15 protein-coding genes are annotated in these 14,192 nt (G+C 36.9%); 3 read left to right on the top strand and 12 right to left on the bottom strand.

Features of this window, described 5'->3' with window-relative positions; all coding sequences use genetic code 11:
• Window positions 1-99 precede the first annotated feature (99 nt).
• From lepB to CVD27_RS17480, 3 genes are read right to left on the bottom strand one after another with little or no spacing between them, the layout of a single operon-like run.
• A complete protein-coding gene (gene lepB, locus CVD27_RS17470) occupies window positions 100-654 on the bottom strand; it encodes a signal peptidase I (RefSeq protein WP_101649173.1) in 555 nt (184 codons plus the stop codon).
• Window positions 644-1,309, bottom strand: a complete 666-nt coding sequence (locus tag CVD27_RS17475) for a TVP38/TMEM64 family protein (RefSeq protein WP_101649174.1) — start codon at window positions 1,307-1,309, stop codon at window positions 644-646. Before CVD27_RS17475 ends, lepB begins: the two co-directional genes overlap by 11 nt.
• 22 nt (window positions 1,310-1,331) lie before the next feature.
• Entirely contained in the window at window positions 1,332-2,285 is a 954-nt protein-coding gene (locus tag CVD27_RS17480; protein ID WP_257984408.1) for an LCP family protein, read from the bottom strand.
• 248 nt (window positions 2,286-2,533) lie between these two features.
• Between CVD27_RS17480 and CVD27_RS17485 the strand changes: the two genes are divergently transcribed.
• Entirely contained in the window at window positions 2,534-2,899 is a 366-nt protein-coding gene (locus CVD27_RS17485) for a hypothetical protein (protein ID WP_101649175.1), read from the top strand.
• Window positions 2,900-2,904: 5 nt separating this feature from the next.
• Here CVD27_RS17485 and CVD27_RS17490 read toward each other — a convergent pair whose 3' ends face one another.
• A complete protein-coding gene (locus CVD27_RS17490; protein WP_180960334.1) occupies window positions 2,905-3,465 on the bottom strand; it encodes a competence protein ComK in 561 nt (186 codons plus the stop codon).
• 196 nt (window positions 3,466-3,661) lie between these two features.
• Here CVD27_RS17490 and CVD27_RS17495 point away from each other — a divergent pair, with 196 nt between their 5' ends.
• Window positions 3,662-3,898 carry an IDEAL domain-containing protein gene (locus CVD27_RS17495; protein WP_101649177.1) on the top strand — a complete coding sequence of 79 codons (237 nt, stop codon included), beginning with the start codon at window positions 3,662-3,664 and terminating at the stop codon, window positions 3,896-3,898.
• A 76-nt stretch (window positions 3,899-3,974) separates the two neighbouring features.
• On the opposite strand, the gene CVD27_RS17500 is transcribed toward CVD27_RS17495, so the two are convergent.
• The 8 genes from CVD27_RS17500 to hemE form a co-directional block, all read right to left on the bottom strand.
• The gene (locus CVD27_RS17500) at window positions 3,975-5,246 is read right to left on the bottom strand and encodes a M48 family metallopeptidase (protein ID WP_101649178.1); all 1,272 of its coding nucleotides are present in this window, start codon (window positions 5,244-5,246) and stop codon (window positions 3,975-3,977) included.
• A 151-nt stretch (window positions 5,247-5,397) separates the two neighbouring features.
• Window positions 5,398-6,174: an enoyl-CoA hydratase-related protein gene (locus CVD27_RS17505; protein WP_101649179.1), complete on the bottom strand. Its 777-nt coding sequence runs from the start codon at window positions 6,172-6,174 to the stop codon at window positions 5,398-5,400.
• A gap of 73 nt (window positions 6,175-6,247) precedes the next feature.
• The gene (locus CVD27_RS17510; protein WP_308301803.1) at window positions 6,248-7,843 is read right to left on the bottom strand and encodes a fatty acid--CoA ligase family protein; all 1,596 of its coding nucleotides are present in this window, start codon (window positions 7,841-7,843) and stop codon (window positions 6,248-6,250) included.
• A gap of 95 nt (window positions 7,844-7,938) precedes the next feature.
• Window positions 7,939-8,928 (bottom strand): lipoate--protein ligase, encoded by a 990-nt coding sequence (locus tag CVD27_RS17515; protein ID WP_101649181.1) that lies wholly within the window; start codon window positions 8,926-8,928, stop codon window positions 7,939-7,941.
• 16 nt (window positions 8,929-8,944) lie between these two features.
• A complete protein-coding gene (locus CVD27_RS17520; RefSeq protein WP_101649182.1) occupies window positions 8,945-9,679 on the bottom strand; it encodes an MBL fold metallo-hydrolase in 735 nt (244 codons plus the stop codon).
• Between the two features lie 82 nt (window positions 9,680-9,761).
• Window positions 9,762-11,204, bottom strand: a complete 1,443-nt coding sequence (gene hemY, locus CVD27_RS17525; protein ID WP_101649183.1) for a protoporphyrinogen oxidase — start codon at window positions 11,202-11,204, stop codon at window positions 9,762-9,764.
• 37 nt (window positions 11,205-11,241) lie between these two features.
• A complete protein-coding gene (gene hemH / locus CVD27_RS17530) occupies window positions 11,242-12,174 on the bottom strand; it encodes a ferrochelatase (protein ID WP_101649184.1) in 933 nt (310 codons plus the stop codon).
• 146 nt (window positions 12,175-12,320) lie between these two features.
• The gene (gene hemE, locus CVD27_RS17535) at window positions 12,321-13,367 is read right to left on the bottom strand and encodes a uroporphyrinogen decarboxylase (protein WP_101649185.1); all 1,047 of its coding nucleotides are present in this window, start codon (window positions 13,365-13,367) and stop codon (window positions 12,321-12,323) included.
• Window positions 13,368-13,613: 246 nt separating this feature from the next.
• Between hemE and CVD27_RS17540 the strand changes: the two genes are divergently transcribed.
• A complete protein-coding gene (locus tag CVD27_RS17540; protein WP_101649186.1) occupies window positions 13,614-14,108 on the top strand; it encodes an antibiotic biosynthesis monooxygenase family protein in 495 nt (164 codons plus the stop codon).
• Window positions 14,109-14,192: the final 84 nt, after the last annotated feature.

A 14,192-nucleotide genomic window follows, 5' to 3' on the forward strand; every position in this document is an offset into this window, starting at 1 on the left:
CAAATGTTTGGATTTTCACCAACGAGTTCAATCCAAAAGTGGTAGAAAAATGTAAAATAAAAAAACACGATTTATCAAATCGTGTCATCTGAAACTTATTTAAAAATGTACGTTTATTTCATTCAGTGGCCAATAGCGTAAATCAACTTTACCGACAACCTGACTAGCGTTTATAAAGCCAAATTGCCGGCTGTCCCAACTGCCTAGGCGGTTATCCCCAAGAACGAATAATTTCCCCTCAGGTACAGTATTTTCACCAGTTATTTCCTTCAAACTAAAATCTCCTGTTAACTTTAAACCAGGGGATTTCTTTCTATAAACAGCTAAGAATGGCTCGTCATATTTGTGACCGTTAATATATAATGTATCCTCGCGATATTCAATTTTATCACCCGGCAGCCCGATAATACGCTTTACAAAGTCTTCTTTAGCATTAGCATGAAAAACAATCACATCAAACCTGTTTAACTCGCCTACCTGATAACCAAGCTTATTGACTACGAGTTTGTTCCCGTCCTGGAGAGTCGGCATCATTGATTCGCCTTCTACGATATAATTAGAAAAGAAAAAAGTTCGAATAAACGCAAAAATAATGATTCCTATCGCAAAAGCCTTAACCCATTCCATACCTTCTTTTTTCCATTCAATCTTCATGGACGCTCCTCCGTTTCTCCTTCTCTTTCTTTCTATCTATTTCACCATTATGGTCAATTTCCACTCGATTATTCATTCTACTTTCAATTCTTTTCCCTACTAACCAGAGAATAAACATTACAAGCAAAACAATGACCGTTCGAAGAGGCTTAGTAATCAACGAATTAAGATCATAACCGATAAAGCTCATTGTAAAAATCATTACCATCTTTCCAATACTCACTGCCAGCATGTACTGAGCAAAGCTAATTCTTGAAAGACCAGCAACAATGTTTACAACCGCTGATGGGGTAAATGGAAAACACAATAGTAAAAAAAGTGGCCCAAACCCATGACGTTCTAGCCAATCCATGAGCTTACGGACTTTAGGATGCCTGGGTAAAAATGATAATAACTGTTTTTGACCAAACCTTCTGACTAGAAAGAAAACTAGCATAGCGCCTGAACAGGCCCCTAGCCAGGAATACAAAAAACCAAGCCAAAGTCCAAAGGCATTGGCATTTGCCATGACAAATACAAATAAGGGGAGAAAAGGAAGAAATGCCTCCACTACAACCAACAATATGCCTGGAATCGGTCCTAGAGCCTTATACTCTTGTATAAGGCTCATTATATGTTCAAGTGTAAACCAAGCTTTAAGTGATTCGAAGTCCATCACGCTTTCTCCTTTTTTTATCTTACTTTGTAATAAATTGATGAAGAGCCTCTTTATTTTTCTCCACATCAATATCAAGTACCGCCCCTTCTCCGCTGATTCTCTCTTCAGTAAAGCTATTATCAACGGGAATCCGAAGGGTCTCAATATTTTGGTCACCTGAAAGGAAATCCTTGGCCATAGATACCCCATCCGTCGTAGCCATATTGGTATTTATATAAGGTGTAACTACCCCAATTAGTTTAGGGAGTTTAGCAATGGTTTTAAGACCACTTAATTGATCCTTTATAGCCTTTATAGCTTTCTGTTGTCGTTCCACACGACCAAAGTCACCAATTGCATCATGACGAAAACGAACGTAACTCAGCATTTGGGCTCCATTTAGTCTTTGCAGTCCTGGTTGTAAAGGCGGATAAATATTGGTTGACATTTTCTTTTCAACATTCATCTCTACGCCATTTGGAAATAATTCATCAATCAGCTGTACAAAGCCTTGAAAGTCAACAATAGCGTAGTACTGTAAATCTATATCAAAGTTGTGCTTGATCGTTTGTCGCATTAATTCAGGGCCGCCGCGTGCAAAAGCAGAGTTAATTTTATGCTTAGTATGACCTGGAATGGCGACATAGCTGTCTCGCATAATCGATGTTAATTTGAATGTCCCCTTGTCTTCGTTATAATGTAGAATCATAATCGTATCAGAACGGGACTTTTCATTTCCTCTAGCATCACTTCCAAGCAGAAGAACATTTGTATCTCCGTACTGATCTTTCTGCCCTGCAAAATCATAAACCACCTTAGCAGTTTTTTTATCTTGATTCATTTTTTTCAATGACTGATTAACGCCTTGTTTGTATTGATAATAAGCGTAGCCTGAGACTGCTGCAATCAACAGCAGGAATACAAATAAAATGGACGGCCATCTCTTCTTTTTCTTTTTCTGATGTCGATCAGCTCGCATTTGTTTATCATCCATTCGTCTAATTTCCCTTCACTTAATATGACGATTTTTTCTTTTTTAGTTTTCTCATTTTAATTCATTTTCCCCTATCGAATATCCTTCTATTAATAAAAACTTTCTCATAACTTGCCGTATTTTTGCAACAAAGAAAGCTCGTCTAATGACAAGCTTTCATAAATTGATCCCTATTGCATTTATTAGTCTGATTTTGTTAAAATTAACAAAGAACACTTGTTCGTTTTTTTAGAAAGGATGGAGTAAACATGACAAGAATTCCTGAAAATGACCGGGACATCATGGAAAAGGCTATATATTTACCGATGGTTTTAATTGTCCTTAACCGAGATTTAGCTGTTGTAGAAAATAGTCCTTTTAAACTTAAGAAGCCTTATTTGAATTTAATTGAAGAAACGATGAAGGAAATCCAACGAGAATTAGCCGAGGTTAAACAATACATGCAGAAGAATAAAATGAAGGTAGTTGAAATAAAACGGGATGATGCTTTTACGATGTACATGTTTATCTACAAGGGCTACGAAGAAAATCATAATTATTTTAATCCGCGGATTCGAAACAAAGTCCAAGAATTATTAGAAACATACTTTTCAAAAAGACACCTATCCCGATAGGTCATTTATTTTCTTTTATTCAAATAAAGCTCACTGCTTTCTGAAGCCTTTGAATTCTTAGGACCGTGAAGAAATAAAATTAGTTTTTCCTTATTAAACTCGACCCTTTGCATTAGCTTCATTTGTAAATAGGAAGTCCTTAACATTTGGGTATTAAATGTATTATAAGAAACAGGAAAAATGTTGGAATGATTATTTCGGAAAATGACCATTGTTTCCCGTGCGGAAACACGCCGATAGTCTTTGATATGCTCAGCAAAAAACCAAATACATTTAGGGTTTTCTGGAGAAGCCGTACAAAATGTATAGATGTTATTAATGGGTTCTATCACGATTGGGAGTTTTCGTGAGTAGTCGATCAATAGCCTTGTTCCTTTCCTTCTTCCTTCATAATCAACACCATAATATGCGCAGCCTTTTTGAATAATACTAAATGGTTTTAATGGACAAAGAATTTCCTCTTCGACTTCCCCAATTAGTGAGTATACTCTATTCCCATACTCCTGGGGTTTTATATACATGGTACAGGAATTCACTATGTAATCACCGGTTTGTTTCTGCGTCAAAATCTCAACTCCTTTAATACAATTCATCATCGACCATATTTTACCACTCTTCTCCTGTTAACTTCCTTAATTTCTTTAAATGTTCCTAAAATATTCACAATCATTTGTCAAGAAGAAAACAATCAGAAAATTATAAAAAGTATTGATATTATGCAAAAAACCCCATATACTTTAAAAAAGCTCAGAGGTGATTTTCATGAATGACAAGTCATACTCAGAATTAATGAAGAGTGGTGCCATGAAACGAACTCGCATGAAAGAAAACTTTGTCCAGGATTTATACATTGATATGTTGTTATCAGAAATCCAATTGAATGTTGAAAAAGAAAAGTTACTTCGTAAAATTGACATGGCCATTGACACCCGTGATAAAAAAACTTTTCAGGTCCTTTCTATTGAGCTTAAAAAAATTAATAAACGATTCGGAACTTAAATTGTTAACCGCCGATTATGGCGGTTTTTTATGTGCAAAAAAACAGCCAAAGAAATACTTCTTTGGCCTTAAATACTTATTGATTGCGGTGCTTAATTTCATATTCTTCTAACATGGAAATTCTGTCTAGCATCGATGGATGTGTATATCGGAATATCTTCACCAGAAACGGCGGGTTAACCTCGCTTAATCCAGATCGGGTTAATTCTTGGAAAGAGCTGATTGCAGCCTCTGGATTTTTAGTCATCTCGATGGCATACTTATCAGCCCGCGTTTCCTCATAACGTGAAGCGAGATTAGTCAGTGGACTGGCTGCAAATAAAAGCATAGATAAAATCATAAAGAATAACGGCAATGAACGTATGTCTCTTACATCGTCAATTTTAAGTTCCTTCCCCCACTTCCTTACTGCCCAGTTCATTATTTTATAAGTTAGATAAAGTCCCAGCAGTGAAAGAAGTAAATATCCCGCTATTCCAAAATAAATATGTTTTTCGACGTAATGGCACATTTCATGAGCCATGATAAATAAAATTTGATTATCATTTAACCTGTTAAGTGTGGTATCCCAAAGGACAATTCTTGCATTCGAGCCAATCCCTGTGACATAGGCATTTAAAGCGTTGGTTTTATCTGCCATGTTCACCTCAAACACATTCTTTGCCGGAATATCTGCTTTCTCAGCTAAGGTTAAAATCTTTGTTTCCAACTCCTTATTTTGCAAAGGATAGAAGTCATTGTACAAAGGGTCAATGACTACTGGCTGCAGAAACATCATAAATAAAGTAAAAGGAACAGATAACAGCCAGCCATATAGCCACCAGCGCTTTTTGCTTTTCTTCATTAACCAATAAAGGACTGGAACAATAATAAGCCATGTCGCGTAGTTAATCCAGAAGTCAATTAATTCATCCTTCATCCAACTAGTGAAAGTTTGGGTTGATATATGATAGGTTCTAGATAAAGAATAACTAATATAGCTCAAAGGAAAAGTAGCTAAAAATGCAAACAAGGATAACCATATTAGATAAATCGGCATTCGCAGCATCTTGTACTTTGCAGACTGATCAGCCCAGCGCTTAAAGGCCTTTGAAAAACCAAATAATAGAATGAGAAAATAAAAAAGCCATTCAAACGGAGTGGATAAAAAGAACAATAAATTTCTTATTTTTGAATACTCTCCACTTAGGTCTAGCTCCCTCCCATTAAGGAACGTTGATGGGTCTGCTTTTGAGCCTTGATATTCAAACGGTAATGAAGCATCCGCAAAGTAAAATAAATACCAGTAAAAAAACAATCCATATAAACAAAAGGCCAAAACTGCATAGACCCCCATTTTTCTGACCATGTTTTGTCCCCCTTTTTGTACAGCCTCTCTATACCTAGTTTAGTTTAAAAAGTTGGATTTAGAACTAGAGTTAATGAAAACGTACTTTATGACTGTTATATAAGTAGTCTTTGAATAACGAAATAAAAAAACACGGTGCAGAGGCACCATGTTATTTACCTTGGAACAATGGTTTTCTTTTCTCAGAAAAAGCTTGTAATGCTTCAATCCGATCCTTTGTTGGAAGTGTAACCTCATATGCCTTTCGTTCAATTTCCAGACCGGTATGTAAATCTGTATTCATTCCATTTTTAATAGCAAACTTAGCCTGCTGTATGGCAATCGGTCCATTAGCTAAAAGCTGTGAGCAAAAAGCAAAACATTCACTTAACAAATGGTCGGATTCTACAACATTTGTTAAAATTCCATAATCACGTGCCTCTTTTGCTGAAAGCCTGCGTGCAGTAAGAATCAGTTCCAATGCTTTCGCCTGCCCAATTAGTCTTGGCAGCCGTTGTGTACCGCCTGCCCCTGGTATAATCGCCAGACTCGTTTCAGTTAATCCCATGACTGCATGATCAGCAGCGATCCGGAAATCACAGGCTAGTGCCAGTTCCATTCCCCCGCCAAATGCAAAACCATTTATCGCCGCAATAGTTGGCTGAGGCAGCTGGTCAATTTCATTAAAAACTTCATTAATTTTATATAAATTTCGTTTTACTTGACTTTCCGTTAAATGTTTCCTTTCTTTTAAATCCGCTCCTACACTAAAAGCTTTCTCTCCTGCTCCGGTAAAAATCACTGCTCTTACTTCTTGATTGACCCGGATGGTTTCTATTTTTTCTTTTAATTGGAGTAACGTGTCATGATTAAACGCGTTAAGGGATTCTATACGATTAATGGTGATTACTGCGATATGATTATGAACCTCAAGTAATATTTGCTTCATTTTTCTACCTCCCCTATTAAAGAATTCTAAAAAGGCAGGTAAAATGCCTGCCTTTACAAGAAAATTTTAATGATTAATGATTAACCTTCTGTGAGAGTTGATGTTTCAAAGCCCGTCTTAGGATTTTTCCTGTCGTATTTTTTGGAAGTTCATCTAAAAATTCAATGGTTGTTGGCACTTTATATTTGGCAAGATGCTCTCGGCAATATTCTAGAACCTGTTCTTTTGTTAATGCAGGATTTTTGCTGACAACATAAGCATTAACTGCCTCACCTTGGTTAGGGTCAGGTACACCAAGTACAGCCACCTCGACTACATCGGAATGATTGTAAATGACTTCCTCCACTTCACGAGGATAAACATTGTAGCCGCCTACAATAATTAGATCCTTCTTCCGATCCACGATATAAAAGTATCCTTCCTCATCCATTCTTGCCATATCACCAGTGTGAAGCCAGCCATTTCGAATCGCAGCAGCAGTTTCCTCAGGCATTTTATAATATCCTTTCATCACATTTGGTCCACGAACGATCAGCTCTCCCACATGACCTGGAGGTACATCTTGCCCCAGTTCATCGACAATTTTATTCTCAACCCGGAGTATAGAAGTACCAATAGAGCCCGGCTTCCGCGGCCTGTCAAGTGGATTAAAACAGGTTACAGGTGATGCCTCCGATAATCCGTACCCTTCTGAAATGAACACATTAAATTTTTTCTCAAAATTCTTTAATAATGCAACCGGAAGGGATGCCCCACCGGAAATACATAAACGTAAGGAATTAAAATCTGCTGGATTACCTTCAGGATATTGATATAGGAAATTATACATGGTTGGAACACCAGCAAAAATTGTAGCGGTAAAATCCTTAATTAGTGAGAAAACTTCTTTTGGGCTAAATTTAGGTAAAATTACTATTGAAGCTCCGCTTAGTAAAGGAGCATTTAAAGCAACAGTCAAACAAAAAACATGAAACATTGGAAGAACAGTAACGACTTTGTCATCTGGATTTATTCTTAAATAACCTCCCACATCTCTAGCATTGCTATATAAATTTTTATGGCTTAACATGGCACCCTTTGGTTTCCCTGTCGTACCCGAGGTATAAAGAATAATTGCAACGTCCTCCTCTCCAAGAACAGGACCTTGGAATGAAGACTCACCAGAGGAAATTATATTTGTAAACGATTTCATTTTAGGGTAAACTGACAGCTTCTCTATCTCTAAATGTATTTGGCTATCTGGCTTTGTTTCACAAAAAATATAGTGTTTGATTTCGGGTAATAAGGAATGCATTTTCTCCGCTAATGGGATGGCTAAATCAAGTGCAACCACTGCTTTTACGTCTCCATTTTTTAAGATATAGCCAATTTCATCTGCAGTGTAAATAGGATTAACAGGAATAACGGTTATCCCTAGCCGCAGGGCTCCATATAAACTTATAACAAAATGTGGAGAATTTCCAAGCAACAGGGCAATGTGATCTCCCTGTCTTAATCCTAATTTTTCTAAACCCGAAGCAAACTTTTGTACTGCATCATCTAATTCAGCATAAGTACTCATTTGTCCCATAAAATAATAAGCTGGTTTTTCGGAAAATTTCTTGGCTGTTTCTTGAAGCAGAGCTGAAAGATTCATCGTTTCCCTCCCCATGAATGAATAGTCATTCATAATAAATTTTCTAAATATATTATATTGCCTGAATTTTACGTATTCAAGTAAAACTTTGTAAAAATAAAGCGATGTCTAAACGACATCGCTTTAAGTTAATAGATTAAATCAATGAACTCTTCTTTTGATACATTTCCAAAATAGTGCCTCGTATCTACAACTGAAAGAGTCCGCTCAATTTCCCTTTTGTCATAGCGGCTCCCTGTTAATTTATTCTCAATTTCACTTACCTCTCCTACACCAAAAAAGTCACCATATATTTTACAGTTCTCAATTATTCCCTTATTCACCTCTAAGCGGACATCAATCGATCCTACAGGGAAACGATGTGAATGTTGGAGGTTAAACTTTGGAGATTTTCCATAATTCCATTCCCAGTTTTGGTATCGTTCTTTAGACAGTTGGTTAATTTTCTCCCAATCATTTTCAGTTAAAACATATTCTGGTATATGATCTTGTTCGCCAAAAATATTCTTTAACAGCAGGGAACGGAATTCTTCAACACTAATCTTTTCAGTTAGAAACTCAGCTATGTTCGCTACACGGCTGCGCACAGATTTAATTCCTTTTGATTCGATTTTATCTTTTTTAACTTTTAAGGCTGATACCACGTTTTCTAATTCAGAATTTAGCATCAAGGTACCATGACTAAACATTCTCCCCTTTGTTGAAAATTGGGCATTACCTGAAACTTTTCTGCCCTCAACTTCCAAATCATTTCTACCGCTCAACTTTGCGTTTACACCTAATTTTTGAAGTGCTTCCACCACTGGCTCCGTAAACTTACGGAAATTATGAAAGCTTTCTCCGTCATCTTTCGTAATAAAACTAAAGTTTAAATTTCCGAGATCATGGTAGACTGCACCACCACCTGATAATCTGCGAACCACATGAATTCCATTTTTTTCAACGTATTCCGTATTGATTTCCTCAATCGTATTTTGATTTTTCCCAATAATAATGGACGGCTCATTTATGTAAAACAATAAGTAAGTTTCATTTATATCAAGGTTCTTTAAGGCATATTCTTCAATCGCCAAATTAATGCGAGGGTCAGTCATCCCCTTATTATCGATGAATAACATCTTCAACTTCCCTTCTTTATAGTGAAATAGATTGAAATTCCTCTGCAAGTTTTATTATACCGCTATATTGAACGGATGCCTCTGTAATAAGCTCACCTAGGCTTCCATAATGAGGCAGATGGGTCAAAATTAATTGTTTAACCTCTGCCTTTTGTGCAAGCTGCCCTGCCTCAACACTATTCATATGGCCTGCCGACCTGCCATTTTGATTACCGTAGAAGTTACATTCACATAAAAGCACATCAGCGTTGCGGCTAAAATCAATAAATTCTTCTTTAAATGAACTATCACCAGTATATACAAGAGTCTTCCCTCCTGCCTCAATTCTCATGGCGTAGCAAGGAACCGGGTGATTAGTCTTTAAAAATGATAGTTTAAATGGTCCTGCAGTAAGTGTGCCTTCCGGGTCATAGGCATGCCCTTTTGTAATGGTTTTATAGGTGAGTTTGCTAAATTCATGCTCATTAAATGAATGCCCATAAATAGGAAGAGTGGGAAGCTCATTACCAAGGAACCCCTGAATTAATCGAGCATGCTGCAAAACCCCAATATCTGCAGTATGATCTGGGTGATAATGAGAGAGAATCACGGCATCCAATTCCTGTGGTTGAATGATATTTTGCAATTTTGAAAGCACCCCGCTGCCACAGTCAATTAATAGTTGAAACCCATCATGTTCTAATAAGTAGCCTGAGCTTGCTTCATTCTTTTTTGGATAACCGCCCCAATAACCGATAATTGTTAATTTCATATTTATTTCCTCCAATTCTTAGTCTAACTTTAATATACTCAAAAACCTCCAGGATTCACGAGATAGAAAAAAGAAGCTGACCTTATTGAACAGCTTCTGGATTGATTATATTTACTTGTAAATAATTTAATACGTCTTGAACAGCAGCTTCTCCTTGATCTATACAGTCAGGAACCCCTACTCCTCCATAAGAGGCGCCAGCTAAGAAAACCCCGGGTAGTTCCTTTTTTAATGACTCCTGTAACGCTGTTAAACGTTGTTTGTGTCCTACAGTATATTGCGGCATTGAGTTTTTCCAACGTGAAACAATTGTAAATTCAGGATTCATTGAAATATTCATTATCTTTTTTAGATCATCAAGAACAGTTTTTAAAATCTGGTCATCTGATAAATCAACGATTGTTTGATCCCCAGCTTTCCCCACATAACAGCGGAGCAGTACCTTTCCTTTTGGAGTGGAGTGTTCCCATTTTTTATGAGTCCATGTACAGGCTGTAATTGAATAATCACTATTCCTTGAAACAACAAAGCCTGTTCCATCGAGATTATCAGTAATAGCTTCCTCAGGAAACGCTAATGCAATCGTAGCGACTGATGTAGATGGTACAGATTTTAACGGATCAAAGAATTGATAGTCAGAAAAAAAAGATTGCGTAACCTGATGTGGTGTAGCAGCAATAATACAATCCGCTTTTACCAATTCGCCATTGTTAAGAAATATTTCGTAAAAATGCCCTGATTTCGTTATTTTATCAACACGATGCCCTTTTAAAATGTTCTTGGAATCTAGCTTAGCCTCTAATGCCTCGGCAAATGATTGAAGACCTGTTTTAAAGGTTAAAAAGCCGCCTTTTTTCTTCTCCTTTGAATCCTCTTTTTTTATCTGGGAGGGGGCAGATTTTTTCATCCCAATAATCAGGCTGCGATATTTTTGTTCTACCTCATAAAATTGAGGAAAGGTAGACATCAGACTTAGTTGATCAATGTCACCCGCATAAATGCCTGATAATAATGGTTCAATTAAGTTTTCAACTACCTCATCTCCCAACCGTCTTCTGAAGAATTGTCCGAGGGATTGGTCTTTTCCACGTACAGAACGCGGCAAAATAAAATCTGCCGCTGCTCTTACTTTACCGGGAATGGAAAAGAGGCTGGTAGTAATAAAGGGTCCAATTTCCGTTGGTATTCCCATAATCGATCCGCCGGGCATGGGATGAAGTTCTTCGTTCGCAAGAACATAGGATTTACCTGTAGAATTAGGGACTAATTGATCCTCCATCCCAACTTCCTTTGCCAGCCTAATGATACTAGTTTTTCGCGCTAGAAAAGAGTCAGGACCTCGTTCAATTATATAACCGTCTTTTATGACGGTTTGTAATTTGCCGCCGAGACGGTGTGAAGATTCAATAAGTTGAATTTCGATGGGGAGCTTCTGGTCTTGAATCGTTTTTTGCAAATAAAAGGCCGAAGTTAGCCCAGCTATTCCTCCACCCACAACTACAACTTTCTTTTTATCCTCCGCCACGGACGTCACCTACTTCCATATAAAATCCTATCTGAAGCTACTCCGCTATCCTTTTTAAGATAACTGTTGCTAAGCAATCAATAAATTCCTCTTTCGCATTAGGCATTTCAGGACGATAATACTTTGCCCCTAATTGATCCGTTACTGTTTTACATTCTATATCATTGTCATAAAGTACTTCTAGATGATCACATACAAAACCTACGGGTGCATAAACGAATGATTTGTACTGTTTCTGGTTAAACAGTTCTCTTGTTAAGTCCTGAACATCGGGCCCAATCCATGGTTCAGGTGTATTGCCTGCACTTTGCCATCCAATTTCATAGTTTATGACTCCTGCTTGATTCGCAATTAAATCAGCTGTTTCTTGAAGCTGGCTTGGATACGGGTCACCAAATTGAAGAATTTTCTCCGGTAAACTGTGGGCAGAAACAATTAATACTGCCTGCTCCTTTTCAGCTTGCGGCATTTGGTGAAAAATTTGTGATATTTTTTCGGACCAATAGTTAATAAATTTAGGTTCCTTATACCAGCTTTCAATTGTCCTAATTTTAAGATCACCCAATTTTTCAGCCTCTTCGACCGCTCTTCCATTATAGGATTTAACACTAAAGGTTGAGAAATGAGGGGCAAGAACAATACTTACAGCCTCTTTAATACCATCTTCATGCATTTTTTTTACGGCATCTTCAATAAATGGTTCGATATGTTTTAAACCTAAATACATTTTAAATTCGACTTCATCTTGAATGTGATTCAGATGTTCTTCAAGCTTTTCAGCTTGATCTAAAGTAATCCTAGCTAAAGGAGAGATCCCCCCAATTGCTTCGTATCGATTCCGAAGATCGTCGATCAATTCAGGTGTTGGCTTACGGCCATGGCGGATATGGGTATAGTATGGTACTAAATCTTCTAATGTATATGGGGTACCATATGCCATAACTAATAACCCCATTTTTTTCTTTGTCATCTATCGCACCTCATTTTAAGTCCTAAAATTTTCATTTTTATTTAAAAAGGCATTATAGGCTTTGTACCCTTTAATGCCTTTTAAAACACTTATTATATTGTGCCAAAAAATTGGTTAGCTTGCCATTTTTAAGATTCATTTAATAATCAGCGGCTTAATTTTGAAGCTGAATACTCGTGAATAAAGGATGTTAATCTTTTCAATGTATCTGGATTCACTGAAGGAAATACACCATGACCTAAATTAAAGATATAACCTTCTTGAGCCATTCCTTGGTCTAGAATTTCTCTTGCCCTCTCTTCAATTACTTCCCAAGGTGCCAAAAGAAGGGCGGGATCAAGGTTGCCCTGTACGGTTTTATGAATACCCATTTCTCTCGCCTGGCGAATTGGCAAGCGCCAGTCTAAACCAACTACATCCAGTGGAAGATCATTCCATTCTAAGGCAAGATGACTTGCGCCTACTCCGAACATAATAAATGGAACATTCTCCTCTTGTAAGGATGTAAAAATACGATTCATGATAGGTTTGATGAAATAACGATAATCTTCTACATTCAAGGCTCCAACCCAGGAATCAAAAATTTGAATAGCTTTTGCCCCAGCCTTAATTTGTGATTTTACATATGTAATAATCATATCCCCTAGTTTATCCATTAGAGCAAACCAGGCCTTAGGCTCAGAATACATAAATGCTTTTGTCTTATTATAGTTTTTGGATGGACCGCCTTCAATCATATAACTAGCTAGTGTAAACGGCGCACCAGAAAAACCAATTAGTGGAACAGTTAACTGTTCTTGTGTTAATAATTTAATCGTATCCAATACGTAAGGAACATCTTCTTCTGGATGTATTTCGCCCAATTTTTCTACATCAGCTAATGAGCGAATGGGTTTATCTATAACCGGTCCAACCCCGCCCTTTATCTCTACATCTACACCAATGGCTGGTAGCGGTGTCATTATATCTTTATATAAAATGGCAGCATCAACGTTATATTGCTCAACAGGTAAGCGTGTTACATAGGCACATAGCTCGGGCTGATGAGTTATTTCAAATAAAGAATACTTTTCTTTAATTGCTCTATACTCCGGCTGCGAGCGGCCGGCTTGACGCATATACCATACAGGTACGTAATCTGTCTTTTCACCTCTAGCGGCTTTTATGAATGTTTCATTAATTTTTCTTGTCATGAAGAATGTCCACCTTTCAAAGACTGTCTGTTTTCCATTGTAATATAATGACCATAAAAATTAAAACGATTGGAATACATAGCTGTCTTCACTATATCCATTTATCCTCTTTCTGTATAGCGTACGATATAATCTGTCAAAAAAAAGTCGTTTTTAAATTAGTAAATTGGTCTAAATAATATAGAGAGCATACTGTAAATGAATATGTATAGAATAATGAAGATTTATTTTTAGGGGTGAAAAAAAATGAATGTTTATATTGCAACAGGAACATTAGACTTTTTAAAGAAGATTGAAAAAAAATATGCCAATGAGCAAATGTTGGCTATGTTGAATGAAAATGGGGCAATACTTCTTCATGAAACCAATGGTCAGACTGTCTTTAACGAACCACGCAGGTTTGAGGTTCTGGAATCTTATGGGTTGCTAAAAAAAGAGGGATTTGTTGTAATGAATAACATTTCCGTTACTAATGAAGGGCGTCCCTTATTTGAGCACCAGTTTAAACAAATCGCTGGAACGGTAGTAAACACTCAAGGGTTAACCGCGCTTCGATTACTTCGCCCATTATCCTCTAATCCGTATATTATTATGACCGTATGGGAAAACAAAGTCTTGTATCAGAATTGGCAAAGTTCCAATAAAACTTTTGATCAACTTAAAGTAGCTTTCGACGGGCAGCATAACATATTCACAAGCGTACCTAATACAAACAAATATACCATTGCAGAAAATGATTGATTTTTTATTAAAATGGAGTCTTTGCTCCATTTTTTTTATTTCTCCATTTCACCACTTGATATGAATTACATATTCTGTATTACA

Source organism: Neobacillus cucumis (genome assembly GCF_002860255.1).
Taxonomy (GTDB): Bacteria; Bacillota; Bacilli; order Bacillales; family Cytobacillaceae; genus Neobacillus; species Neobacillus cucumis_A.